Source organism: Trichlorobacter ammonificans (assembly GCF_933509905.1).
GTDB classification, from domain to species: Bacteria; Desulfobacterota; Desulfuromonadia; order Geobacterales; family Pseudopelobacteraceae; genus Trichlorobacter; species Trichlorobacter ammonificans.
The window spans coordinates 445,778-470,705 of record NZ_OW150024.1 but is presented as its reverse complement, the minus strand read 5'-3'; the positions used below and the strand labels follow the sequence as shown (position 1 = coordinate 470,705).

The following is a 24,928-nucleotide window of genomic DNA, read 5'->3' as shown; positions in this document are numbered from 1 at the left end:
ATTTAGGGGGGCAGCTCAAGGGAATTCTTGTAATGATCCTTATACCATAAAAAAAAGGGGGGCGCCTGCCCCCCGCTGTCTCAAGCCGGCATCGGTTCATCTGCTGCGCAGCACCCGCTTGTCCCCGACCCGTATGGTCACCTTCTGCTGGTCGAAATATTCCAGCATCGGAATCATGAACTTCCGTGACAGGCCGGTCAGGTCGCGGAACTCAGCCGGGGTGATCTCGTTGCGTTCCCGCAGAAAGCCGACCAGCTGTTCTCTGATACCGTCCAGCACCGCGGTGTCGTAGTAAAGGTCGCTGGCCACCCGGCTCACCAGCCCTTCCCGGACCAGGGTGGCCAGGTGGGCACGGCACTCTTTTTCCGTGCAGCCCAAGGAGGCGGCGAGTTCCTTGACCAGCGGCGGCTCACAACCGCGCTCGGCCAGACGTACGCAGATTCTGCCCGCCATGGTTCGATGATCGTCGGCGCTTCGGCGGACAAAGCCGGGGAGGCGGACCAGCTCGCGGTCGGTGACCACGGTTCCTTCCTGTTCCAGGTCGGCCAGGAGCGAGGCAAAGAAACGCGGGTCGCTGCGGCGGGGCAGCCGGCTTTTCAGCTCTTCCCGGCTGATACCGCTAGCAAGGGGGGTGGCGGTCATGAATGCCGCCAGCTCCTCGCCAAGTAACTGCTTGAGGGAGGCAACGGCGGCAGCCGAGAGAAACATGCGGGGTTCGCGGGTCATCTGTACCAGTTCGCCTCGGGCCAGCAACTGCTGCAGGGCTGTTTCGGCCTGGCGGCGGGGGATGCCGGAACGGAGCAGAATCTCCTCCAGAGAGATGCCGGACAAGAGCGACTGGGATACGATCAGGGCACAGGTGCGCTGGTGTTCCGCCGCATCCAGGGCAGCCAGCAGGGCCAGCGCATCGCTGCCGCGCCGCCGGCGTGCCGGCGGGAACGGATCCAGCACCATGGCGCCGCCGATGGTTGCGGCAGGGGAGACGGTACGGAGCAGACAGAGGTCGCCGGAGACCAGCAGGAGCGGTTCGGCGAGACGGAACTGCGCATAGGCGGTTTCGCCGGCTTTCAGGCGGTCCTGGTCAAGCAGCACCACCTGGGCCGCCACCTCGCGGGTGCCGGCGTGGAGCCGCACACGGGCACGGTGACGTAGGGCACGGGGGGCGGAAACCAGGTGATCCAACCGCACATCGACCCGCCGGGTGGTGCGGAAAACAGCCGGCGGCACCACCACGTCTCCCCGGGCCACCTGATCCAGGGCGATCCCCTGCAGGTTGATGGCCAGACGCTGGCCGGCGTGGCCCTGCTCGGCGGCACTGCCGTGGACCTGGATGCCCCGCACCCGCCCCCGGTGCCCGGAGGGGAGCAGCTCCAGCTCGTCGCCCACCGTGACGGTGCCGGCCAACAGGGTGCCGGTCACCACGGTGCCGAAGCCGGCCACGGTGAAGACCCGGTCCACCGGCAGCCGGAAATTCCCCTCCCGGTCCTTTGTAGCACTCCCCTCGGCCAGCCGCGCCAGTTCGGCGGTCAGGCATGCAAGCCCTTCGCCGCTACGGGAAGAGACCGCTATGATCGGCGCCCCCTCAAGAAAGGTGCCGGTCACAAACTCCCGTACCTCCTCGGTCACCAGCTCCAGCCAGTCCTGCTCCACCCGGTCCCGTTTGGTGAGAACCACCAGCCCCCGCTTGACCCCCAACAGTCGCAGGATGTCGAGGTGCTCGCGGGTCTGGGGCATGATCCCCTCGTCGGCAGCGATCACCAGCATCACCAGGTCCATGCCGGCCACGCCGGCGACCATGGTCCGGATAAACCGTTCATGGCCCGGCACATCCACGATGCCGAAGGTAATGTCGCCGGGCAGCTCCAGGTGGGCAAAGCCAAGTTCGATGGTGATGCCACGGACTTTCTCTTCCTTCAGACGGTCGGTGTCGATACCGGTCAGCGCCTTCACCAGGGAGGTCTTGCCGTGATCGATATGTCCGGCCGTGCCGAGGATGAGGTGCTTCACGGTGTCGTGCGGGAGGGCGGCAATCTCCGGTACAGGAGCGGCGCCGCACCCAGCAGGACAGCTGCCAGCAGGAGTACGCACGCCGGGAGCGGATATTCGACCGTCAGCACCAGCGGGGTCAATGCCCAGCGGGCAGCACTGCGCAACTGCTCGTGCCGGGCAATGACGTCGGCCAGCGGGGGGCTCACGGCGTAGTAGGCCCGCACAAAGAGACGCCCCGGCCCGTTGGTCAGCAGGTGCTGGTCGCGAAATGACCTGAGCAGTGCCACCTTGGGATGCAGCGGACTGCCCCAGGCAGCCGTGGCGATGAAACAGCCGCCACCGCCGCCCCCCCCTCCGCCGGTGCTGCCGTTGCTGCCGCCCCCGGTATCGCCGCCGCTACCGGTATCACCGCCGCTGCTGCCCCCGCCATCGCTACCGCCGCCAGTGGTGCTGCTGGTAACCGTGAGGGGAAAGCCGTTACTGCCGTTGACGGAAAGCACACCGCTTGTCGCCGTGGGGGGCACGGTCGCCGTGATGGTTCTGTCAGTCCAGGTAAGAATATTGAGCGGCATGCTGCCCAGCGAGAGCAGGCCCGAACTGCTGCCGAAGTTGACACCGCTGATGCTAACGGTACCGCCGGCCGTCAGGGTCCAGGGGGTCACGTTAAAAATTGTCGGCAGATCGCCGGTGTTCAGCGCCTTGACCAGGTTCAGCCGGCCGCCGCTGAGGGTGGTCGTGCCAAAGGGAGCGAGCTGGTCGACACCGTTCATCAGACGGGCCCTGACCTGGTAGGCCGACAGGGAAGGATGCAGGTTCCAGAGCAGCGCCGCTGCGCCGCTTACATGGGGAGCAGCCATGGAGCTGCCGGCGATGGCGTAATAGAGGGTTGTGCCGCCATCCAGCCAGGCGGTACTCAGAATGGCGCGCGTGGTGCCGGTGAGCTCTCCGCCGGGGGCCGCCAGATCGACGGTGCGGCGGCCGTAGTTGGAGTAGGACGCCAGAATGTCGGTCACGGTGGAGGCGGCCGCAGCGATGTTGTTGGCGGAGCGGATCGCGGCGGGGTAGACGGGGAACAGGTCCAGGCTTTGGGCAGCGTTTCCCGCAGCGCTGACCACCAGCACACCGGCAGCGTCGGCGGCGGCAACGGCGTCACGCAACGCCCGGGAGTCGCTTTCCACCTCGAAGCTCATGTTGATGATCCGCGCACCTTTGGCAAGGGCGTACTCGACCCCCTCCAGGGCATCGGAAAGATCGCCGAGCCCGTCCGGCCCATGGAGGAATTTGACGGCCATGATCCGGGCCGCCCAGTTGATGCCGCTTACTCCCAGGCCGTTGCCGCCCACCGCACCGACGATACCGGCAAGGTGGGTGCCGTGACTGTCGCGGGTATCGTCGTCCCAGGGGTTGCCGCTGGTGGTGGTGCCCTTGAAATTGGCGCCGTAGCAGTCGTCCACGATGCCGTTGCCGTCGTTGTCGATGCCGTCGTTGCAGATCTCGCCGGGGTTGGTCCAGAGGTTCTGGGCCAGATCGGGATGGGTATAGGCGATGCCGGTGTCCAGGATCGCCACGATGACGGCGTTTATGTTCCTGCTGCCGGTGGTCAGATCCCACGCGCTGCCGGCGGAGGTCAGGGCCAGATTCCACTGCTGCGAAAAGAGGGGATCGTTCGGGATGGCCAGCTTGCGCACCCGGTAGTTGGGCTCGGCGTAGAGCACGTTGGGGTCGTTGCGGTACGCTGCCAGGGCATCGGTGACGGAAGTTCCGGCCGGCAGTCGGATATGGTGCAGGGAAAGGCGCTTATAGGCACGCATGACCGATGACGTGCGGGCCGCAACGGTTGACGCCGCCTGGCGCTGGTCCCTGAAGCGGACAATCAGCTCCCGTTCCTTGTAGGAGCCTGCCGGCGGGGCGGCCGGAAGAGCGAGCAGTGGTTGATGGGTGAGCAGCAGGAGGGAAACAATCACAATCAGGCGAACAAGGGGCATGGCAGACCTCGCGTGCGATATGCCGCTTCCATGCGACGGGTGAGGGGGCGAAGCGCCGTCAGGCGCCGCCGGTGCGGCGTCCGGGAAGGACCGGCACCGCTCCGGTTCCGGACGCCGTTACGGCGAGGAAATTTTCAGATAGCATTCGGCCCGGTTCAGGGCTGCTTCCGGGGTCAGGGGAGAGTCGGGGTAGTCTGCGATAAAGCTGTCCAGAAGCGGCAGTGCAGCCCGGCAGTCCCCCGCGCGCAGGGCTGCCTCGATACCGGCGTAGCGACTGCGTTCCGTTGCGGTTGGGGTGGGTGGCTGGGCAGGGGAAGCCGTTGGCGTGCGCTCTGCGGCCTTTTTCCGCGACACCGGCGACGTGCCGGGCTGCTGCTTCGCCGGAGCCGCCACGGGGTGGCGGGATGCCGGCGGCTCTGCCGCATGTCTGGCGGAGGAGGTCTCCGCCGTGACACCGCGGTGGCCGACCGGTATGCGCAAGACATTACCCGGATAGATGAGGTTGGGATTCTTCAGCTCATTGAAGAGGAGGATCTGGGGGTAGTAACTCCCCCTGCCGGAAAACTGCCGGGAGAGCTGGTAGAGGGTATCTCCCTTTCTGACCGTAACTTCGCGCACCAGCACGCCGTCGGCGGCTGGTGCGGCCGACGGGTCTGCCGGAGCGGGAGTGTAGAGGTACTCCCTGCTGCCGGCCACGGAAGCGAGAAGCAGGGAAAGTGCGGCTGCCGTCAGGAAGATGTCGTTTCTCATCGTCAGTACCTGTTCCCCAGTTGATCCTGGTAGCTCAGCACGCTTTTCAACTGCAGCCCCGTGCCGACCACCGTGTTGGGCTTGACACGGAAGGATGCCTTGACCAGCCGCTTCTCACCGGCACCCAGCTCGGTGAAACGCCAGGTCAGGCCGCCGGTTGCATTCTGTGATGCCGCTTCGGTGGCTACCAGCTCCATCTGCTCGGGCCAGGTGGTGGCAACCTCCACCAGACGAGCCAGGTTGGAGCCCTGGTTGACCACGGCCAGCTCCACGGTCAGCAGCTCCCCCGGGATCAGGCGGCCGTCCCGTCCCTTCATGGCCAACTGCACCACGGGGCGGGAGAAAATCATGCGACTGGCGGCCACGGTGGGAGTTGCACTGCCGGACTGGGGAGCCACGCTGACCGAAATCCCGGCCTCGGCACCATCCTGGGCGGAGCGGGGAGTGGTGATTTCCAGCAGCAGCATCGCCTCCTCACGGGGCCCCAGCGGGCCGATGGCGGCGATTTCCGGTTCATCCGCCTGCCGGCTGCCGTCGCGGTTCAGGTCGTGGTAGACCGTCACCTTCTGGGAAGAGGGGACATCGGCCACCACGCTGAAACTTTCCCGCAGGTTGCCGCGGTTGGTCACGGTCACCGGTACCCGTACCACCTGGCCGGGGATGGTGGTAATCCGGCTATCCGCCACCTGGACCGCCACCGAACTCACGGGCTGGACATGGGCCACGTTGGAGAGGAAGGCGCTGCGGGTCTGCAGCGGCGTATTGATCAGGTCGGCCCGCACCATCAGCTCCTCGCGGGCCAGGGCGTCCTCACGCACCGCAAAGGGGATGGTGACGTCGCGCCGTTCGCCGGGTTTCAGCTGAATGCCGTCCAGCACCAGGGCGGCCTTCATCTCCTGGCGGAGGCCACCGGCCGTCGGCTCCTGGGGCTCAAGCTGGGGCGGATGGCTGATACGCAGGGTCACGTCGCGGGCCACGGCCGAGCCGACGTTCAGGACGGTGATCCGGTACTGGGTCCGCTCACCGGGCATCAGGTTCGTCTTGTCGGTTTTCACAACCGCCCGCAGCAGCGGGGCAGAGGCGGTAAGCGCAATCTCGCGGCTCTGGCTCGCTTCGGCCATGTACTGGGACGCGGCCTGAATCGGGTAGGTCATGCGCAGGCCGTCGATGGTGGCGGCGGGGACGGTCAGGATCATGCGTCCCCTGAAGGTCTCGCCCGGCGCCAAGGGCGGCGTCTGGTTGATGGACTGGTCCGGCGCGCTTTCTGCGGCGAAGCGGACTCCGAACTCCGTGGGGAAGCCGGAAGCGAGGAAGAAGCTGTCCCGCCCGTTACCCCGGTTGACGATCTCGAAGGGAAGGACCGTCGGTTTGGCCACTTCCACGGGGGGCAGCGGCAGTGACGGCTTGAATTCGAAAGCAGCGTACTGTGCCACCTCCAGGGTCAGTACCTGCGTGCCGGCGACTGCCGGTGCAGGGGCGGCAGCGCGCGGCTGCGGCTGGGCGACGGTGACTCCCAGTGCCTTGAGACGGTTGACGGCGGTGCGGGCTGCGGGGGAGTCGGGATAGCGTTCCAGGATCCCCTTGTACTCGGCAATGGCCTTTTCCCGCAGAACCTGGCGCTCGTGCTCGGCGGCTGCCGCCTTCTGGGCCGCGGCCTGCTGCTCCGCCCTCTCAGCGGCCTGCTTCTCGGCTTCCGCCTGTGTCCGGGCGATCCGTTCAGCCCGTTCGCGGGCCAGCCGCTCTTCTTCGGCCTTGGCCTTCAGAATCCGTGCGCGCTCCGCTTCGTCCCGCTGTTGTTGTTCGCGGGCCAGCCGTTCCTCCTCAACCTTTTGCAAGCGAGCTTTCTCGGTCTTTTCAGCCGCTTCCCGTTGCGCCTGTTCGGCGGCTGCCTTCTCGCGAGCCACTCGTTCCGCTGCTGCACGTCGCTCGGCCTCAGCTTTTTCGCGGGCGGCCTGCTCCTCTGCCGCCTTGGCCGCAGCCAGCCGCTGCCGTTCGGCCGCCTCCCGCTGCAGCCGCTCCTGTTCCGCCGCGCGGGCCGCCGCGACAGCCCGGGTATCAGCCGGCTCGGAACCGGCGGGATACTGCTGCTCGTACCGGGCGGCCAGCGCCTGCAGCTCCTCCTCGGCGGTCTGGCGCAACGGGTTGTCGGGATACTCGCGGTTGAAGCGAGCCATGAAACGGGCTGCTTCCTGCTGGTTTCCGGACTTGAAATGGGCGCGGGCCAACCAGAAGAGCGTCATGTCGCGCAGGGGGGTGTCGGGATATTTCTGGAGCACTTCGTTCAGGCTGGTGACGGCAGTGGCGTAGTCTTTCTGCTGGTAGGCGTTGAAACCACTGAGAAAAAGCCGTGAATCTTCCGTATCCTGGGCAGAAACCGGGGAGACGCTCAGCAGGACGACGAAAACCAGGCATGCAAACACTGATGCCGCCGCGCGGCAGTATTTGAGCATCTTCACGGGAAACCCTTTCCTCGGTTGACAGGGATAGAGACGATAACTGCCAAGAAACACTTGGATAAAATGCGTATCTCATAGCATTGATCGCCGTCCCTTGTCAACCGTGGAAAGCGGCGTGAATAGTGACGATTCAGCGGATATTGTCCTCGGGATAGGCGCCGATCTTGTGGATCGCCAGGTCCGGTCCGTTGAACTCATCCTCATCGTCGAGACGGATGCCGATGGTCTTTTTCAGCAGGCCGTAGACGGCAAAACCGCTGACGCAGGCGAAGAGGACGGCTACAAGGCTGCCGGCCACCTGCGAGACGAAACTGACCCCGCCGATCCCCCCCAGCCAAGTCTGGCCGAAGATGCCGGCGGCAATGCCGCCCCAGGTGCCGATCACGCCGTGCAGCGGCCAGACCCCCAGTACGTCGTCGATCCTCAGTTTTTCCTGCTCGTACTGGAAGCCGTAGACGAAGATCACCGCCGCGATGGCGCCGGTGGCCAGTGCCCCCAGGGGATGCATCAGGTCGCTGCCGGCACAGACGGCGATCAAGCCGGCCAGGGCGCCGTTGTGGATGAAGCCGGGATCGTTTCTGCCCGCCACCAGTGCCGCCAACACCCCTCCCACCATGGCCAGCAGCGAGTTGACCGCCACCAGACCGGAAATCTTTTCCAGGTTGCCGGCGCTCATCACGTTGAAGCCGAACCAGCCGATGGCCAGAATCCAGGAACCCAGGGCCAGGAAGGGGATGTTGCTGACCGGAATCGGGTGGGATCTGCCGTGGCTGTAGCGCCCCCGGCGGGCACCCAGCAGCAGGACCGCCGGCAGAGCGAGCCAGCCGCCAATGGAGTGGACTACCACCGAGCCGGCATAGTCGTGAAATTCCGCACCGCCGATGCTCTTGAACAGCCCCTGCAGAAAGGAGGCGTTCCTGCCCCAGACCAGGGATTCGAACAGCGGATAGCAGAGTCCGGCGAATACGGCGCCGGCGATCACCTGGGGCCAGAACTTGGCCCGCTCGGCGATGCCGCCGGAGATGATGGCCGGGATGCAGGCGGCAAAGCAGAGCAGGAAGAAAAACTTGACCAGGTCGTATCCCTGGGCCGCCTTGAGCAGCTCATCGGCCGGCTTGAGAAAGGAGATACCGTAGGCCAGGGGGAAGCCGATCAGGAAGTAGACCACGGTGGAGACCGACCAGTCGGTGAGAATCTTCACGAAGGCGTTCACCTGGCTCTTCTTGCGGACCGTGCCCACCTCCAGAAAGGCGAAGCCGGCATGCATGGCAAAGACCATGACCGCGCCCAGCATCAGGAAAAGTACATCGCCGCTTTGCTTCAAGGGGGTAAGGGGTGACAACTCCATTGTTGTTGCCTCCTGAAGGAAAAGTGTGCATGCCTGCCGGTGATGGCGGCAGCGGCGTAACCTTTGCAAAAAGGCAGCCAAGCTGGATTTTCCACCTAAGTAGCCGACAAAACTGGCAGATGGTGATTTTTTAGGCGGCGGTGCCTGCGCGGTTTCTGTGCAGCACTGCTTCGATAACAGGCAGCACGGCTCCTTCCCTTTTGGGGTGGAGCGGGGTACAATCGGCCCCCATGGAGATGAAGCAGAGCATAGGACGTTTTCCGACCCAGCCGGGGGTCTACCTGATGAAGGACGAACGGGGGGAGATCCTGTACGTGGGCAAGGCCCGCAACCTGCGTCAGCGGGTGCGGAGTTACTTCGGCAGCACCGACGGCCGCCCCCAGGTGCGCTTTCTGATGGCCCGGGTCGCCGAGATCACCTTCACGGTCACCGACACCGAAAAAGAGGCGCTGCTGCTGGAAAACACCCTGATCAAGCAGCATCAGCCCCGCTACAACCTCAACCTGAAGGACGACAAGACTTACTTTTCACTGCGGATCGACCAGCGGGAGCGGTTTCCCCGCTTTACGGTGGTGCGCAAGGTTGTCCGCGACGGTGCCCGTTACTTCGGCCCCTACGCCTCGGCCTCGGCGGCGCGGGACGTCTTGCGCCAGGTGCAGCGGATGTTTCCCCTGCGCCACTACCCCCTGAAGATCTGCATGAATCGTCCCCGCCCCTGCCTCTACCATCAGATCGGCCAGTGCGGCGCCCCCTGCCACAACCTCATTTCGGCCGAGGAGTACGCGTCGCTGGTGGAGGGGGCAACACTGTTTCTGGAGGGGAAAAGCCGCGATCTGGTGGCCGGCTTCCGGCAGCGGATGAAGCGGGCCGCCGATGAGCTGCGCTACGAGGAGGCGGCCCGCTGGCGGGACCTGCTCACGGCCGTCGACATGACCCTGGAACGCCAGAAGGTGGTGACGACGGGGGGGGACTGCGATGTGCTGGGGATGGCCCGCGACGGGGAGCGGCTGGCAGTGGCGCTGCTCTTTGTGCGGGGCGGCGTGCTTTCCGGCAGCACGGTGCTGCACGGCTCCGGCGCCATGGACGATGCCGATGCCCTCTCCGCCGTCATCCGGCGTCACTACGACGGTGAACGGGCCATACCGGACGAACTGCTGCTGCCGCTGGAGCCGGAGGACGGCGCGGTGCTGGCTGAATGGCTGACGGAACTGAAGGGGAAGAGTGTGCGGCTCTCCTGTCCCCGGCGAGGGACAAAGGCGGAGCTGGTGGGGCTGGCGGTCCGCAACGCCCAGGCTGCGCTGCAGGAGCGGGAGGTTGCCGAGTCATCGGTCGCCCGAACCCTGGAGGAGCTGCAACGGAAGCTCCTGCTGCCGGCGCTGCCGCGCCGGATCGAGTGCTACGACATCTCGACCCTGCAGGGAGCCCACTCGGTGGGCAGCGGCGTGGCCTTCCGCGACGGGGCCCCGGACCGCACCGCCTACCGGCGCTACCGGATCAGGGGTGTTGCCGGACAGGACGACTTTGCGATGCTGCGGGAGGTCTTTGCCCGACGCTTCAGCCCGGAGCGGATCGAGAGCTGGGGGGTGCCGGACCTGGTGGTGGTGGACGGCGGCATCGGCCAGTTGAACAGCACCCTGGCGATACTGGAAGAGCTGGGCATGGCGGAGCGGTTTGCCGTGGTTTCCCTGGCCAAGAGCCGGGTGCGGGGGGGGGGCAGGGATGCTGCGGTGGAGCGCAGTGAGGAGCGGGTGTTTCTGCCGGGACGCCGCAATCCGGTCAGGCTGCGCCAGGACGGCGCCCCCCTCAGGTTGCTGGCCGCTATCCGGGATGAGGCCCACCGTGTTGCCGTCGGCTATCACCGCATCCTGCGGGAACGGGAACTGCTGCTGTCGGCGCTGCGGGACATCCCCGGCGTCGGGCCGCGGCGGGAACGGCTGCTGCTGCGTCACTTCGGCTCTCTGGAGGGGGTGCGTCGGGCAACACCGGAGGAGCTGGCAGCGGTGGAAGGAATCGGGCCGGAACTGGCGGTAACGATCGCCGGAGCGTGCCGCACGCTCCCGGCCTGAACCGGAGAGGCGTGCGGCACGCTCACAACGACTATTTCCGGAGCCAGCGCGCCACGTCCTTGGCGTGATAGGTAATGATCAGGTCGGCACCGGCCCGCTTGAAGCCCAGCATGGTTTCCAGCACCACCCGCTCCTCATCGATCCAGCCGTTGCGCGCCGCCGCCTTGACCATGCTGTATTCGCCGGACACGTTGTAGACCGCCAGGGGCAGGTCGAACTCGTTGCGCAGGTCCCGCACGATGTCCAGATAGGGGAGGCCCGGCTTGACCATGATGATGTCCGCACCTTCCTCGATATCCTGCTGGGCCTCCCGGAAGGCCTCCCGGCGGTTGGCCGGGTCCATCTGATAGGAGCGGCGGTCGCCGAACTGCGGTGTTGACTCGGCCGCTTCCCGGAACGGGCCGTAGTAGCCCGAGGCGTACTTGACGGCGTAGCTCATCACCGGGATGCGGGAGAAGCCGTTCTCGTCCAGGATGCTGCGGATGGCGCCGATGCGGCCGTCCATCATGTCCGACGGCGCCACCATGTCGGCGCCGGCCCGGGCGTGGGAGAGTGCCTCCTGTGCCAGCAGCTCCAGGGTGGCGTCGTTGTCCACGTCGCCGTCCCTGATCACGCCGCAGTGGCCGTGGTCGGTGTATTCGCAGAGGCAGACGTCGGTGATCACCGCCAGCTCCGGTACGGCTGCCTTGATGGCCCGGATGGTCTCCTGGATGATGCCGGTGTCGCACCAGGCGTCGCTGCCGACGGCATCCTTGGTTTCGGGGATGCCGAAGAGGATCACGGCGGGAATACCCAGTTCATGCACTTCCCGGGCTTCGGCCACGATATGCTCGATGGACTGCTGGTAGATGCCCGGCATGGAGCTTATCTCCTTTTGAATGCCGGAGCCGAAGGCCGAGAACATCGGGTAGATCAGGTCGTTCACCGACAGGGAGGTTTCCCGTGTCATCCTGCGAAATACTTCCTTGCCGCGAATCCTGCGGGATCTGAACTGGGGAAAAAACATGGGGATGTCTCCTTGCTGATTGGTGGCATACCGGCCAATACTAGCCGAAAGATACTCGTCGACGCAAGAATGTCATGGCGGCCGGCTGTTCCGGCCACGATCCCGATGTGGGTTTTTGTCGGAATTCGTCACTTGCGGCCCGCGGAAAAAGTGTTAGCATAAACGAATGACGCTGTGATAAGAGGTACAGTTCTGGAAGACGGCTGCGCCCGCAGCCCTCGGAGACCGAAAGGAGGACACAATGCAGAAGAAAACGAGAATGCTGATCGGGGCCGCTGCCTGCGCCATGCTGATGCAGGCCGGTACAGTCCTGGCCGAAAACCGTGCCGAAACCTTTACGCTATCGCCCTATGCCGGTGGCTACACCTACGAATCAAAGCAGAAGATTGAAACCGGCCCGGTGCTTGGTGCCCGCCTGGGCTACAACCTTACCGAAAACTGGGCTCTCGAGGCGATACTCGACTACGCCTGGGGCGACAAGACCAACGGTCCGGGCCATGCGGAAAAGCTCCGCTACGGTGGTGACGTGCTGTACAACTTCTGGCCCACGAAGAGTCTGGTGCCCTACCTGGCTGCCGGTTTCGGCGGTATGGACCTGAACGACAGTGGCGCCAAGACCACCGGCAGAGCCGTATTCAACTACGGCGGCGGCGTCAAGTGGTTCATGGTTGACGACGTTGCCCTGCGCGCCGACGTCCGCGGCCTGAACTACAGCATTGGCGACGTCCGGACCAACGTTCAGTACACCCTGGGGCTGCATTTTGTTCTGGGACCGGCCAAGGCTGCTCCCGCCCCTGTCCTGCCTCCGCCGCCGCCTGTCCAGGAGGTGGAGAAGCCCAAGGCGGCCCCGGTGGTCGTTGTTCCGCCGCCGGCCCCCAGTGCCAGCCTGACGGCGACCCCCGGCTCGGTTGAGGCGGGCAAGACCGTGACCCTTTCCTGGGACTCCCAGAATGCCAGCGGCTGCGAAATTCAGCCCGGCATCGGGCCGGTGGGTCCGCAGGGGAGCCGGACCGTGACCCCTGCCGCCGACACCGCCTACACCCTGGTCTGCAAAGGTGAGGGAGGCAGCGCCGACAGCTCAGCGCGCGTGGCCGTTACCCTGCCGCCGCCGGTGATGGAGGAAGGGGCCGGTAAGAAAGCCTCGGCTGTTGCCGCCGACAACCGCCTGGTTCTGAAGATCCAGTTCGATACCGGCAAGTCGGTGATCAAGAAGCAGTACTTCGATGAACTGAAGGAAGTCGGTGAAGGCCTGAATGCCCAGAAGAACCTGGTAGGCGTCATCGAGGGACATACCGACAGTGTCGGCAGCGCTGCCTCCAACATGTCGCTGTCCCAGCGCCGGGCCAAGGCGGTCCGCGATTACATCGTCAAGAACTTCAAGGTCGACGGCAAGCGCCTGACCGCCAAGGGGTACGGCGAAACCCGGCCGATCGCCGACAACGCCACCGCCGAGGGTCGTGCCCAGAACCGCCGCATCGAGGCGGTCTTCCAGGAGGCTCCCGCCCAGAAGGTTGCGACGCCTGCCGCTCCGGCAAAGAAAGCCGTCAAGAAAAAGGCTGCCGCCAAGAAGCAGTAAGCGGAGTGTGCCTGATTCCCGCGAGGCGCGGTGACGTACTGCCGCGTCTCGTCCGCTGAACCAGCGACACCTCTGAGGTCCACGACTTCGGAGGTGTCGCTGTTTTTGGTACGCGTACCGACAAGGAGTGCAATGGAACCGGATCTGTTCAGTGTCGAAAAGCCGGCCCGCTACATGGGGGCCGAAATGGGGTGTATCGTCAAGCCGTCCGCGGAGCTGCGCATCGCGTTGGCCTTCCCCGACGTCTACGAAGTGGGGATGAGCCACCTGGGGCTGCGTATCCTCTACCATATCCTCAACCAGCAGGAGGGGGTCGCCGCCGAACGGGTCTTTGCCCCCTGGCCGGACTTGGCCGGCCAGATGGCGGAACGGGGTATTCCGCTAGCCACCCTTGAGACCGCCACCCCCCTCGCCGACACCGACATCCTCGGCTTTACCCTGCAGTACGAGCTCTCCTGTACCAACGTCCTTGCCATGCTCGATCAGGCCGGCATCCCCCGGCGCGCCGACCGGCGGGGCCCTGAGCAGCCGCTGATCCTTGGCGGAGGGCCCGGCGCCTACAACCCTGAACCGCTGGCTCCCTTTTTCGATGCCTTTCTGCTGGGGGACGGCGAGGAAGCGGTGCTTGAAATCGCCGCCACGGTGCGGGAGTGGAAACGTGCCGTCACCCCGGACCGCCGGGAGCTGCTGGAGCGGCTTGCCGCTATCGAGGGGGTCTACGTCCCTTCCTTTTTCAATATTTCCTATCACCACGATGGAACGGTGGCCGCCATAACACCGCTCAGGCCGGGCTACGGCCCGGTACGCCGCCGTTTTCTCGCCAACCTGGAGACGGCCCCCTTTCCCGACAGCCCGGTGATCCCGTTCCTGAAGACGGTGCACGACCGGGTCGCCCTGGAGATCGCCCGGGGCTGCACCAGGGGGTGCCGGTTCTGCCAGGCCGGCTATCTGTACCGTCCCCTGCGGGAGCGTTCTCCCGAGCGGATTCGCGACCTGATCCGCGCCTCTCTGGAGGCCACCGGCTACGACGAGATATCCCTGCTCTCTCTTTCCAGCGGCGATTACTCCTGTATCGAACCGCTGCTGCGGGAACTGATGGCGGAGTACGCCGACAGCCGGGTGGCGGTGTCACTGCCGTCGCTACGGGTCGGCACCCTGACGCCGGAGCTGATCGAGGAGATCCGACGGGTACGCAAGACCGGCTTTACCCTGGCCCCCGAAGCGGCCACCGAGCGGCTGCGGCAGGTGATCAACAAGGGGATCAGCGAAGAAGCCCTGCTGGAGGGGGCCTACAACGTCTACGGCGCCGGCTGGCGGGCCATCAAGCTCTACTTCATGATGGGGCTGCCCACCGAGACGCGGGAGGACCTTGCCGCCATTGCCGACCTTGCCCGCCAGGTCAAGGCCCAGGCCCGCCGGGCCGGCGGCCATGGCGAGGTGAACGTGGCGGTCTCCACCTTTGTGCCCAAGCCCCATACCCCCTTCCAGTGGGAGCGGCAACTGTCACTGGAGGAAACCCGCGAGCGGCAACGGTTTCTCCGGGAGGAGCTGAAGCGGCGCAAGTTGCACTACAAATACCAGGAGGCGGAGCTTTCCTTCATGGAGGGGGTCTTTGCCCGGGGCGACCGGCGTCTGGCCGCGGTACTGGAGCGGGCCGTGGACCTGGGCTGCCGCTTCGACGGCTGGCGGGAACACTTCTCGCTGGAGCGCTGGCTGCAGGCGTTTGCAGAGTGCGGTGTCGAGCCGGACTGGTACCTGCGGCAGCGGCGGCAGGACGAACTGCTCCCCTGGGATCACCTGGACAGCGGTGTAACCACGGCCTTCCTGAAAGCCGAACTGCAGCGGGCTCTGGAGCAGGCCGCCACCCCGGATTGCCGGTTCGGCCACTGTAGCGGTTGCGGCGTCTGCGATTTCTCAACCGTACGGAACCGGACCGTCCCCGCCTGCGGCCGGCCGGAGCAACCGCAGCAACGGCCGGTGTCGGAACCAGACCCGCGTCGCATCCGTATCCGTTTCTCCAAGACCGGCAGGGTGCGCTTCCTCAGCCACCTTGAGCTGATCAATTTGTTCACCCGTGCCGTCTACCGGGCCGGTATCCCGGTGCTCCATACCCAGGGTTTTCACCCCCATCCGCGATTTTCCTTTGCAACCGCCACCTCGGTGGGAGTAGAGTCGTGGGCCGAATATCTGGACCTGTTCGTGGACCGGATGGGTGCGGACGAATGCCGGGACCGCCTGAACCGGGTGCTGCCGGAGGGGATGCAGGTGCTTGATGCCTGCTCGCCGGCGCTGAAAACCCCATCCCTGTCCACCCTGATCGCGGCAACCCGCTACCGGCTGGTGCTGCCGGACCTGGAGCCGGAAACCCTTCGCGAGCAGTGTGTGCAATTTATGGCACAGTCGTCCTGGGAGCTGGTGCGCGACAAAAAGGGACAGCAGCAGGTGATCGATCTGCGTCACGAGACCAGATCCCTTGTGGCGGATGGCACGGCCCTGGAGATGGTCATCGGCCGGGGCAAACCCTACGAGGTGGCTGCGGCGGTGACGGGGCTGCCGGCAGCCATGCTGCGCCAGCTTCCCGTGGCAAAGCTGGACGTACTGTTTTCGGCGTCATCGCCACTGTGAAAATGCACGATTTTATATTCTGCTCTAGAGGGTACTCGTCATGGCATCAGAACTGGTTATCAACGTCACGGCCCAGGAGACGCGGCTGGCCCTGATCGAAAAGGGGACCATCGCCGAGCTGTACATCGAGCGAACCCGGGAGAAGGGAATCGTCGGCAACATCTACAAGGGCAAGGTGGTGCGGGTGCTGCCCGGCATGCAGGCCGCCTTTGTGGATATCGGCCTGGAAAAGGCGGCCTTTCTGTACGTGGCCGACGTGTTCGACGCCATCGAGGAGTACGAGAACCTGCTGGACGACGGCAAGAAGGAGGAGCAGGACGAAGAGGGGGCAGCCCCTGATTACCGCGTCCTGCACCCCATTGAGGAGCTGCTCCAGGAGGGGCAGGAGCTGCTGGTGCAGGTCTCCAAGGAGCCGATCGGCACCAAGGGAGCCCGGATCACCTCCCACATTTCTCTGCCCGGCCGTCACGTGGTCTACATGCCCACGGTGGACCACGTGGGGATTTCCCGCCGGATCGAGGATGAGGCAGAGCGGGAACGGCTGCGGGAGATCGTGGACCGGTTGCGGCAGCCGGGGTGCGGCTTCATCGTACGGACCGCCGCCGAGGGCAAGACCGAAGACGACATGAAGGCCGACATCCAGTACCTGGCCAAGGTCTGGGCCGAGATCGTGCGCAAGAAGGAAAAGGCATCGGTGCCGTCCCTGATCCATGCCGACCTGGATGTGGTGCAGAAGGTGGTGCGGGATATCGTCACCGACGACGTCACCCGGATCGTGGTGGACTCCAAGCCGGACCACGACCGGATCGTGCAGTTCATGTCCACCTTCATGCCCAAGATGAAATCCTCGGTGGAGCTGTACGACGAGGAAGAGCCGATCTTCGACTACTACGGCCTGGAAGTGGAGATCAGCCGGGCCCTGGGGCGCAAGGTCTGGCTCAAGTCCGGCGGCTACATCATCATCGAGCAGACCGAGGCGTTGACCGCCATTGACGTCAACACCGGCCGCTTCGTGGGCAAACACAACCTGGAGGACACCATCCTCAAGACCAACCTGGAGGCGGTGAAGGAGATCGCCTATCAGCTCCGGCTGCGCAACATCGGCGGCATTATCATCATCGATTTCATCGACATGGAGAAGGAGGCCAACCGGGACAAGGTCTACGCCGCCCTGGAGGATGCCCTGAAGGGGGACAAGTCCAAGTCGAACATCCTGAAAATTTCGGAACTGGGGCTGGTGGAGATGACCCGCAAGCGGGTGCGGGAAAGCATCGGCAGGATGATGTGCGAACCCTGCCCCTACTGCGAGGGGCGCGGCTACGTCAAGTCCAAGACCACGGTCTGCCACGAGATCTTCCGGGAAGTGCGCCGCGAGATGCTGGATATCCGGGGGACCAAGGTGCTCCTGACGGTGAACCCCCAGGTGGCGGACCTGCTCTACGACGAAGAGCGGCGGGGGCTTGAGGAGCTGGAGAAAAAATACAAGAAACGGGTAACGGTGCGGGCCAAGCCGGGGTTCCATCAGGAACAGTTCGAGATCGTGATCAGTTGATCCGACTGCGGCAGTGACGGTAAAAAAGCGGCGACGGAAGATTCCGTCGCCGCTTTTTTGTGTGGCGTATCCCTCCCGGGGCGGCTCAGGCGGCCCGGCGGACCTCCTGGTGATCAAGCTGCATGGTCAGGTTCAGCATCGCTTCGCGCATGATGTCCGAAACCGACTTGTGGGTGCGGCGCATCAGGTATTCCAGTTGTTCGCGCTCGGAATCGCTGACGCGCATCGAAATAACATTGTAGCGGGGGTTTTCTCTCATTCTTCCCATGGTCTGTGTCTCCTTTGATCAGTGTCGATATTGGTGGTTTCGCTTTTTTTGCGTTCAATTGAATGCCGTATACTTAGCCAGAAACGTGCCAAAACCAGCCGACCATTGACATTATCACTTAAATCAACAACTTACCCAATCAGGACGAAATGCGTCCTGATTGTAGCAACCAAAAACTGTGCCAGTATCGACACAATTCGGACAAAAGTATACACTACTTTATAACACCAGCGCCAGGTTCGCTGGCGGCACTCGTCAGGCGGCGGTCTCGCTGAACACTGATGCCGTGCTTTTCCAGCAGACGGTAAAAGCTCCTGCGGGGCAGGTCGGCCAGGCGGGCCGCCTTGGAGACGTTGCCCCCCGCCTCCTGCAGGTAGCGCAGAATCAGATTGCGCTCAAGGGGGCTCAGGCGAGTTTCCTTCTCGGCCTTGAAGGAAGCGCGCCGGCTGCCGGGCTGGCTGCCGGCATGGGCGTCGTGGGTTTCCCGGAAGACCGAGGGAAGATTTTCAAGGCGCACCACCCCATCGTGGGACAGTACCGCGGCCCGTTCGATGATGTTCTGCATCTCCCGGATATTGCCGGGCCAGGGGTAGTGGCGCATGGCGGTTATGGCCCGCTCTTCCATGCCGGTGAGGCGCTTGTTCAGCTTTTTGCTGGCCTTTTCCAGGAAATGCTGCACCAGCACCGGTATCGAGTCCATCCGCTCCCGCAGTGGCGGCAAATGGATGGTGAAGACGTTGAGGCGGTAGAAGAGGTCATCGCGGAACCAGCCCTCCCGAACCCCCTGCTCAAGATTTTTGTTGGTGGCGGCGATCAGGCGGACATCCACCTTTTTCACCGTGGTGCCGCCTACCGGCCGGACTTCGCCGACGTCCAGCAGCCGCAGCAGCTCCGCCTGCAGCTTGGGGGTGATGTCGCCGATCTCATCCAGAAAAATGGTGCCGCCGTTGGCCGCCTCGAAGAGCCCCTTGCGATCGGCGATGGCCCCGGTAAAAGCCCCCTTCTTGTGGCCGAACAGCTCGCTTTCCAGCAGCGAATCGGTGAGCGTGGTACAGTTCACCGTCACCAGCGGCTTGTCGGCCCGGCTGCTGAGCCGGTGGATGGCCCGGGCGGTCAGCTCCTTGCCGGTGCCGGTTTCCCCCTGGATCAGCACTGTGGTGGGGGTGGGGGCCACCTGGCGGATCAGTTCCGCCACCTGGGCCACTTTACGGTCGTCGCCGATGATCATCTCCTCGCCGAGCTGCTTGCTCAACTCGCGGGAGATCAACTCGTATTTCTGCAGCAGGATGCCGCGGTCCTCCTCCATCTTGCGCAGGTTGTAGGGGAGGCACATGCCGGTATCGGCAAAGCGCTGGAACACCGCCACCGCATGCTCACGGCAGGTGGCGTAGCCGCAGGCCCGGCAGTTCAGCTCGTCGCTCTGACTGAACTTGGCGGTGCTGTGCAGAATCCTGCGAATATCCTCCGGTTTCGGCGACGGCAGTTTTTTCGACTTGTCGCTGAAGCTGCGCCGCAGGTTGGCCGGCGGCGGGGCACTGGCGTAGTGCGGCGCGGTACGGTAGGGAATCACGCTGCTGTTGTACTTGATGATCAGGTTCCGTTTGTAGAGGTGGGTCAGGTCCCGGTTCTTGGCCGGGCCGTCGATGCAGCCGCCGTCGCAGAAGCGCAGGTCCACGTAGCGGGGAGTGATCCTGCCGGCCACCAGATCCCGCACCGTATCCAGCACGTGGGTTTCCCCCTCGGCGGTGACGGTCTCCGTGTCCAGGAAGTCGGTGGGAATCTCCATGGCGCGGAACGGACCGCCGTGCAGGGTGAACATCCGGCCGTGGGCCGGCTCGATGCCGTCAAAGCCCGATTCGGCCAGGGTTGCCGGATTGATGCCCCGGCGACGGAAGAAGAGATCGATCTCGCCGTAGGTCATCACCACATCAACGGCCGACTGCAGTTCCGGCGACTGAATCTCGAACTTGGCGGCAATGCAGGTGCTCAGGTAGACCACCTTGGTGTCGGTCCCCAGGGTTTCCTTGATGAAGCGCCCCATGGCCACCATGGGGGAGACGGCCGGCAGCAGGTTGGGCAGCAGCTTGGGGTAGTGCCGTTCCACCAGGTCCACCACGGCGGGGCAGTGGGAGGCGATCAGGGGGCGGTCGGTAACGGCGATCGCTTCCCGGTAAAGCGGAGCGATCAGCCGGGCGCCGTGGGCCCCCTCATGCACTTCACGGAAACCGAGGCTTTTGAGCCCCGAGACCAGTTGGCCGGGGGTACAGGTGTGGAAGAAGGCGGGGAAGGAGCAGCCCAGCACCGCCACCACCGGGTCGCCGGAGGTCAGCAGTTCCTGGGCCTTGACCATCCGGTCCACCACCACCTTGGCCTTCTGCTGGCAGTTCAGACAGTTGCCGCAACCGATGCAGCGCTCGTCGATGATCTCGGCATAGCCGCCGTCCACCTTGATCGCCTTGACCGGGCAGGTGCGGACACAGGAATAGCAGGTGCGGCAACGTTCCTTGTAGGTGACGATCGGTTGCATGCTCTTCTCCGTAAGTGGAATAACGGAGTTGATTCTAGCGAAGCGCAACAAATTGTGCAAGATTTGACACACAGGGAAGTTTGCCGGACAACAGTGGTTGACTTGAAGCATAAGTTGGCAAAATTGACGGGGCTGACTCGGGAAGGACTAGCTGAGCAGGTCGGTGACGCCCCAGCAGATTCTCGCGGGCAGGGAGGCCAGGGACAGTATGCTCCGCTAGCTATCCACGCAGTTGCATACCCCTGCCCTTAGCGGCTTTCGGAGCCTCTGAGCTGTGTTACGACAGGACCCGCAACGCGATCAGATCGGCGATCCGTACTCCGTCCAGGGCCGCACTCATGATCCCGCCGGCATACCCGGCCCCTTCTCCCGCCGGATAGAGCCCCTCCAGCGCGAGGGATTGGCAGCTTTCATCGCGCAGAATACGCAACGGCGCCGAGGTGCGGGTTTCCACCCCGGTAAGCGTCGCCTCGGCGGTAACGAATCCCTTCATTTTCCGCCCAAACGCCGGAATCCCTTCACGCAGCGTTTCGGTCACATAGGGGGGGAGTACCGTGGTCAAATCGGCCTCCACCGTGCCGGGACGATAGCTGGAGGCATACCGCCCCCGTCCGCTGCCCAGAAAGGTCAACAGGTTGGCGGCGGGCGCCCGGTAGGAGCCCCCCCCTGCCGTAAAGGCCCGCTGCTCCCAGGTCTGCTGGAAGCGCACCCCCGCCAGCGGATCGGTATCCCCGAAATCCTCCGGACGCACGTTCACCACCAGGGCGCTGTTGGCCAGCCCCGAATCCCTGCCCAGATTGCTCATGCCGTTGGTTACCACCATTCCCTCCTCCGACGAACCGGCCACCACCAGGCCGCCGGGACACATGCAAAAGGAGTAGCAGCTTCTGCCGCTGGCGGTATTGTTCCAGGTCAGGGCGTAGTCGGCCCGGGGCAGGGCCGGATGGGGGCGACCATACTGAATGCGGTCGATCACCCCCTGGGGATGCTCGACCCGCAGACCGATGGCAAAGGGCTTCCGCTCCATCGGCAGACCGCAGCGGGCCAACATGGTGTAGGTATCACGAGCACTGTGGCCGATGGCCAGTACCAGGTGCCGGCAGGCCAGTTCCGCGCCCCCGGCCAGTCGGGCGGCCGACACACTTCCTTTCGCCGCAGCAATGCCGTCGAGACGGGTCGAAAAGCGCAGATCGAAGCCGAGCTGTTGCAGATGGCGGCGCGCTGCCGCCACCACGCTGCGCAGCCGGTCGGTGCCGACATGGGGCTTTGCCAGGTAGCGGATTTCCGGCGGCGCGCCGAAGCGGACCAGTTCTTCCAGTACCCAGGCGCTGTTGGGGTCGCGCAGGCGGCAGGTCAACTTGCCGTCGGAAAAGGTGCCCGCCCCCCCTTCGCCGAACTGAACATTGCTTTCCCTGTCCAGCAGCCCGTCACGCCAGAAACGGGCAACATCCCCGACCCGTTCCTCCACCGGCTTGCCCCGCTCGAGTACCGTTGCGGTCAATCCGTGCCGGGCAAGGCGCAGGGCGCAGAACAAGCCGGCCGGTCCCATGCCGACGATGATGATGGGGGATGGGGCGGGGGCGGCGACGGCTCGCGGTGGCGGGAGCAGGGTTTCCGCCGGAGGAGCGGGCTCCAGGCCGGCAACGGAGGCGGCGGGCAGCCGGGAGGCGAGGACGGGATCGAGTGCGAAGGTCACCGTATAGACCAGCAGCACCCGCGGCTTTTTGCGGGCATCCACCCCCTTGCGAACAATGTGAAAATCATGCAGGTCGGCGGGCTGAAGGCCAATGGTACGGGCAGCCAGAGCACCAAGGCCGGCCTCGTCCTGCCCCGGCGTCAGGGTCAGATTTCTAAGCAGAAAACGCATGAGCTATCCGGAGTCAGCAGGTCACCGGCAGGGTCACGAGAAAGGTGGTGCCGGCGGGGGAGGAGTGTTCGACCGAAAGATCGCCGCGATAGAGCCGGGCAATTCGCTGCGCCACCGGCAGGCCGATGCCGGTACCGCGGCTTTTGGTGGAGTAGAAGGGTTTGAAGATCGCCTCCCGGTCCTCGGGACGGATGCCGCCGCCGCTGTCGGCGACCCGGATCTCAATGCCGCTTCCGGAACCGCTCAGTCCGATGGCCAGGCGCCCCCCATCCCCCATCTCTTCCAGGGCGTTCTGAAACAGGTTGGTGAATATCTGCTCCAGCTCGGTGGGATCGGCCTTGATGCTGGGCAAGGGCGTGGGACACCGGAAGTCCACGGTGATCTGCCGGGCCTCCACCTGGGGTTTGAAAATGGCCAGCGCCTCGCGGACCACCTGATCCACCAGCACCACCTGGGCAGCCGAGCGCCGCCGGTTGGCCGCTTCCACCAGGCGACGGATAATGCCGTCGATCCGGTCCACTTCCTTGAGGATCTTGTCCAGGAATTCCTGCGTTTCCGCTTCGCTGGCTCCCTGAGTCAGCAATTGGGTAAAAAGGGCGATGGAGTTGAGGGGATTGCGAATTTCGTGGGCCATGCCTGCCGCCAGGTAACCCAGCGCGGCCAGCTTTTCGGTCTGGGCGATCTCGGCCTGGGCCCGTTGCAGCGCTTCCGATTTCTCCCGGACCCGGGACTGCAGCTCGCGGTTCCAGGACTCGATTTCAAGCAACAGACGCTCCCGCTCCTGCTGCAGCGCCCGGTTGGCCAGCTCGATGGAGCGCAGGCGCCTGACCGCATCGATCCGGTCGCCAAAGGTCCGGGGATTGAACGGCTTGAGCAGATATTCGGCGGCACCGTTCTTGATCAGCTGGACGGCGATCTCCTCGCTTCCCCTGCCGGTGCAGATGATCACCGCGCAATCGGGTACCGTTGCCTTCAACTCCTGCAACAGAGCAATGCCGTCCAGGTCCGGCAGCAGGTAGTCCATCAGCACCAAGTCCGGCTGGTACGTACGGGCGGCAGCCAATCCTTCGGCCGCCGTAGCGGCGGTGGTCACCCGGTAGCCCCGCTCTGCAAGCAACAGGGATACCAAATGACAGATTGCCGGTTCATCATCGATCACCACAATGGTCGTGGCAGCCTCCACCTGCTCAGGCCGGCCTCCCCCTGACAACGCCGCCACGATTCAGCTTTCCGCCACCCGGACGGTCATAACCGGGCAGGAAGCGGAACGGACCACCCGCTCCGCGGTGCTGCCGAAAATGAGGTGGTCAAGCCCGGTGCGCCCATGGGTACCGATGACGATCAGGTCGGCGGAGCGTTCCTCGGCCATGCGCAGGATCTCTTCAAAGGGGACGCCGGTGGCAAGGGCGGTTTCAACGGCGCCATAGTCGCCGAACTGCTCCGTACAGAACGTTTCCAGCATCCGGGCCGCGCCGGTTTCAATCTCTTTTTCCAGCTGTTCGAAGGAAATATGGGGTACGTAAAACCCCCGCAGATCCACCGGCTCGTTGATGACGTGCAGTACCAGCAGCCGGGCTTCGAAGCTGCGCGCCAGGTCAAGGGCGTACTCCGCCGCCTGGTGCGAGGTGTCGGAGAAGTCCGTGGCCAGCAGAATGGTGGTGAATCGCTTCATGACGAGGTGCTCCTTTCAAGACCGTGTTCAGAATGCAGGTCGGGGAATATCTTGTTCATGACCCGCTTCAGCTCCTCCAGCCGGATCGGCTTGTTGATATACTCGAACACTCCCAGGTTGAGGGCTTCCAGATAGGATTCCACCTCACCGAAGGCGGTGATCATGATCACGTTGCTCATGGGGTGTTCGCGGTTCAGTTCCCGCAGAAAGGCCAGCCCGTTCATCTCGGGCATATGCAGGTCGGTAATGATCAGTTCAGCCGGCTGGCTGCGCAACTGGCAAAGCGCCTCGTTGCCATTGGCGGCGGTAAGCACCTGAAATCCCTCGCGGGAAAGTAGCCGTGTCAGGGCGAGGCGGGTATTTTCCTCGTCATCCACCACCAGTACGCGCTTCAGTCGTTCCGCCGTCATTCCCGTGACTCTCCTCCGTGTGCAGTTGGAGAAAGTCTAGCACGGCGGCGGCCACTGTCAAGCGGCGGCCACTGTCAAGCGGCGGCCACTCCGCTCCTGGCGTCGGCACGCCGGGCGGCGGTGCGGCGGAGCTTGATGGCGGAAAGGATCAGATTGGCGATAATGGAGACGAAGAATATCTCGTCGTCGGGGAAGGTGCGCATGGAGGTGGTCTGGACGTTGATGACCCCGTAGACATCCTGCTTGTCGGCAATCGGGAAGGAAAGCATGGAGTTGTACTTCTCTTCGTTCAGCTCGGCAAATACCTTGTAGCGGGGGTCCTGGCTGGCGTTGGAGAGATTGAGCGGCTGCATGGTCTTGGCCACGTTGCCGGTGATCCCCTCACCGATCTTGATCCTGATCTTGCCGATATGGCCGGGGTCGAAACCATAGGTGGCGGTCAGCACCAGGCTGTCCCCCTCCGCCAGATAGATGTTACAGACGCTGGCTTTCAGCTGCCGCGCCAGCTTTTCCGCCACCGAACTCAACACCTCCGGCAGATCGTAGTCCGACGAGACCAGCATGCTGATCTCTTCCAGGGAAAGGATCTCCATATGCTCGCGGTTGGCCCGCTGCATGGTCAGGGCCATGGTCTCGCGGCTGCTGTCGATCATCGGGGTGAAGCTTGCCTTATGGTAGTAGGGATTGACCGTCTTGCTGCGCTCGGCAACGGTACGGTAGTCGGAAAATCCGCAGGAGCAGGTCATCTTGACCCGGTAGTTGTCGATACGCTGGCTGTTCATGACCTTGCCGCACTTGCGGCAGCGGGCTGCTATCTGCATGGAAAGACTC

General features: G+C 64.3%; 17 protein-coding genes. 4 read left to right on the top strand and 13 right to left on the bottom strand.

The genetic code is table 11. The annotated features are described in order from the left end of the window. Nucleotides 1-96 precede the first annotated feature (96 nt). From selB to RAK07_RS01970, 5 genes are all read right to left on the bottom strand, one after another. Nucleotides 97-2,007, bottom strand: a complete 1,911-nt coding sequence (selB, locus tag RAK07_RS01990; RefSeq protein WP_305731186.1) for a selenocysteine-specific translation elongation factor — start codon at nt 2,005-2,007, stop codon at nt 97-99. Continuing rightward, entirely contained in the window at nt 2,004-3,974 is a 1,971-nt protein-coding gene (locus RAK07_RS01985; protein ID WP_305731185.1) for a S8 family serine peptidase, read from the bottom strand. Before RAK07_RS01985 ends, selB begins: the two co-directional genes overlap by 4 nt. A 117-nt stretch (nt 3,975-4,091) precedes the next feature. Continuing rightward, on the bottom strand, nt 4,092-4,724 hold the full coding sequence (locus RAK07_RS01980; RefSeq protein ID WP_305731184.1) for a LysM peptidoglycan-binding domain-containing protein: 633 nt from the start codon (nt 4,722-4,724) through the stop codon (nt 4,092-4,094). A 2-nt stretch (nt 4,725-4,726) separates the two neighbouring features. Next, the gene (locus RAK07_RS01975) at nt 4,727-7,174 is read right to left on the bottom strand and encodes a tetratricopeptide repeat protein (protein WP_305733463.1); all 2,448 of its coding nucleotides are present in this window, start codon (nt 7,172-7,174) and stop codon (nt 4,727-4,729) included. Between the two features lie 136 nt (nt 7,175-7,310). Next, nucleotides 7,311-8,528 (bottom strand): ammonium transporter, encoded by a 1,218-nt coding sequence (locus RAK07_RS01970; protein WP_305731183.1) that lies wholly within the window; start codon nt 8,526-8,528, stop codon nt 7,311-7,313. Between the two features lie 230 nt (nt 8,529-8,758). Between RAK07_RS01970 and uvrC the strand changes: the two genes are divergently transcribed. Beyond that, nucleotides 8,759-10,594 carry an excinuclease ABC subunit UvrC gene (gene uvrC, locus RAK07_RS01965; RefSeq protein ID WP_305731182.1) on the top strand — a complete coding sequence of 612 codons (1,836 nt, stop codon included), beginning with the start codon at nt 8,759-8,761 and terminating at the stop codon, nt 10,592-10,594. 31 nt (nt 10,595-10,625) lie between these two features. Here the strand turns inward: uvrC and hemB are convergent, their stop codons facing one another. After that, nucleotides 10,626-11,600 carry a porphobilinogen synthase gene (gene hemB / locus RAK07_RS01960; RefSeq protein ID WP_305731181.1) on the bottom strand — a complete coding sequence of 325 codons (975 nt, stop codon included), beginning with the start codon at nt 11,598-11,600 and terminating at the stop codon, nt 10,626-10,628. Between the two features lie 241 nt (nt 11,601-11,841). Here hemB and RAK07_RS01955 point away from each other — a divergent pair, with 241 nt between their 5' ends. The 3 genes from RAK07_RS01955 to RAK07_RS01945 all read left to right on the top strand — a co-directional run bounded on the left by RAK07_RS01955 (nt 11,842) and on the right by RAK07_RS01945 (nt 17,353). Next, the gene (locus RAK07_RS01955; protein WP_305731180.1) at nt 11,842-13,176 is read left to right on the top strand and encodes an OmpA family protein; all 1,335 of its coding nucleotides are present in this window, start codon (nt 11,842-11,844) and stop codon (nt 13,174-13,176) included. A gap of 132 nt (nt 13,177-13,308) precedes the next feature. Continuing rightward, nucleotides 13,309-15,801, top strand: a complete 2,493-nt coding sequence (locus RAK07_RS01950; RefSeq protein WP_305731179.1) for a TIGR03960 family B12-binding radical SAM protein — start codon at nt 13,309-13,311, stop codon at nt 15,799-15,801. 40 nt (nt 15,802-15,841) lie between these two features. Further along, nucleotides 15,842-17,353, top strand: a complete 1,512-nt coding sequence (locus RAK07_RS01945) for an Rne/Rng family ribonuclease (RefSeq protein ID WP_305731178.1) — start codon at nt 15,842-15,844, stop codon at nt 17,351-17,353. 85 nt (nt 17,354-17,438) lie between these two features. Here RAK07_RS01945 and RAK07_RS01940 read toward each other — a convergent pair whose 3' ends face one another. The 7 genes from RAK07_RS01940 to RAK07_RS01910 form a co-directional block, all read right to left on the bottom strand. Continuing rightward, nucleotides 17,439-17,621 (bottom strand): ribbon-helix-helix domain-containing protein, encoded by a 183-nt coding sequence (locus RAK07_RS01940; RefSeq protein WP_305731177.1) that lies wholly within the window; start codon nt 17,619-17,621, stop codon nt 17,439-17,441. Nucleotides 17,622-17,835: 214 nt separating this feature from the next. Further along, nucleotides 17,836-20,148, bottom strand: coding sequence for a sigma 54-interacting transcriptional regulator (locus RAK07_RS01935; RefSeq protein WP_305731176.1), 2,313 nt, complete (start codon nt 20,146-20,148; stop codon nt 17,836-17,838). 277 nt (nt 20,149-20,425) lie between these two features. Next, nucleotides 20,426-22,015, bottom strand: coding sequence for an NAD(P)/FAD-dependent oxidoreductase (locus RAK07_RS01930; RefSeq protein WP_305731175.1), 1,590 nt, complete (start codon nt 22,013-22,015; stop codon nt 20,426-20,428). A 13-nt stretch (nt 22,016-22,028) separates the two neighbouring features. Next, on the bottom strand, nt 22,029-23,234 hold the full coding sequence (locus RAK07_RS01925; RefSeq protein ID WP_305731174.1) for a hybrid sensor histidine kinase/response regulator: 1,206 nt from the start codon (nt 23,232-23,234) through the stop codon (nt 22,029-22,031). A gap of 3 nt (nt 23,235-23,237) precedes the next feature. After that, nucleotides 23,238-23,687: a universal stress protein gene (locus RAK07_RS01920; RefSeq protein ID WP_305731173.1), complete on the bottom strand. Its 450-nt coding sequence runs from the start codon at nt 23,685-23,687 to the stop codon at nt 23,238-23,240. Continuing rightward, the gene (locus RAK07_RS01915; RefSeq protein ID WP_305731172.1) at nt 23,684-24,097 is read right to left on the bottom strand and encodes a response regulator; all 414 of its coding nucleotides are present in this window, start codon (nt 24,095-24,097) and stop codon (nt 23,684-23,686) included. Before RAK07_RS01915 ends, RAK07_RS01920 begins: the two co-directional genes overlap by 4 nt. Before the next feature lie 74 nt (nt 24,098-24,171). After that, nucleotides 24,172-24,918 carry a GAF domain-containing protein gene (locus tag RAK07_RS01910; RefSeq protein ID WP_305731171.1) on the bottom strand — a complete coding sequence of 249 codons (747 nt, stop codon included), beginning with the start codon at nt 24,916-24,918 and terminating at the stop codon, nt 24,172-24,174. Nucleotides 24,919-24,928: the final 10 nt, after the last annotated feature.

Bases quoted from the DNA above. Each gene is read 5' to 3' on its own strand.
- RAK07_RS01910 (WP_305731171.1), bottom strand. From the start codon at position 24,918: ATGCAGATAGCAGCCCGCTGCCGCAAGTGCGGCAAGGTCATGAACAGC.
- RAK07_RS01930 (WP_305731175.1), bottom strand. From the start codon at position 22,015: ATGCGTTTTCTGCTTAGAAATCTGACCCTGACGCCGGGGCAGGACGAG.
- RAK07_RS01950 (WP_305731179.1), top strand. From the start codon at position 13,309: ATGGAACCGGATCTGTTCAGTGTCGAAAAGCCGGCCCGCTACATGGGG.
- RAK07_RS01980 (WP_305731184.1), bottom strand. From the start codon at position 4,724: ATGAGAAACGACATCTTCCTGACGGCAGCCGCACTTTCCCTGCTTCTC.
- hemB (WP_305731181.1), bottom strand. From the start codon at position 11,600: ATGTTTTTTCCCCAGTTCAGATCCCGCAGGATTCGCGGCAAGGAAGTA.
- RAK07_RS01915 (WP_305731172.1), bottom strand. From the start codon at position 24,097: ATGACGGCGGAACGACTGAAGCGCGTACTGGTGGTGGATGACGAGGAA.
- uvrC (WP_305731182.1), top strand. From the start codon at position 8,759: ATGGAGATGAAGCAGAGCATAGGACGTTTTCCGACCCAGCCGGGGGTC.
- RAK07_RS01935 (WP_305731176.1), bottom strand. From the start codon at position 20,148: ATGCAACCGATCGTCACCTACAAGGAACGTTGCCGCACCTGCTATTCC.
- RAK07_RS01920 (WP_305731173.1), bottom strand. From the start codon at position 23,687: ATGAAGCGATTCACCACCATTCTGCTGGCCACGGACTTCTCCGACACC.
- RAK07_RS01975 (WP_305733463.1), bottom strand. From the start codon at position 7,174: ATGCTCAAATACTGCCGCGCGGCGGCATCAGTGTTTGCATGCCTGGTT.
- RAK07_RS01985 (WP_305731185.1), bottom strand. From the start codon at position 3,974: ATGCCCCTTGTTCGCCTGATTGTGATTGTTTCCCTCCTGCTGCTCACC.
- RAK07_RS01945 (WP_305731178.1), top strand. From the start codon at position 15,842: ATGGCATCAGAACTGGTTATCAACGTCACGGCCCAGGAGACGCGGCTG.
- RAK07_RS01955 (WP_305731180.1), top strand. From the start codon at position 11,842: ATGCAGAAGAAAACGAGAATGCTGATCGGGGCCGCTGCCTGCGCCATG.
- RAK07_RS01940 (WP_305731177.1), bottom strand. From the start codon at position 17,621: ATGGGAAGAATGAGAGAAAACCCCCGCTACAATGTTATTTCGATGCGC.
- RAK07_RS01970 (WP_305731183.1), bottom strand. From the start codon at position 8,528: ATGGAGTTGTCACCCCTTACCCCCTTGAAGCAAAGCGGCGATGTACTT.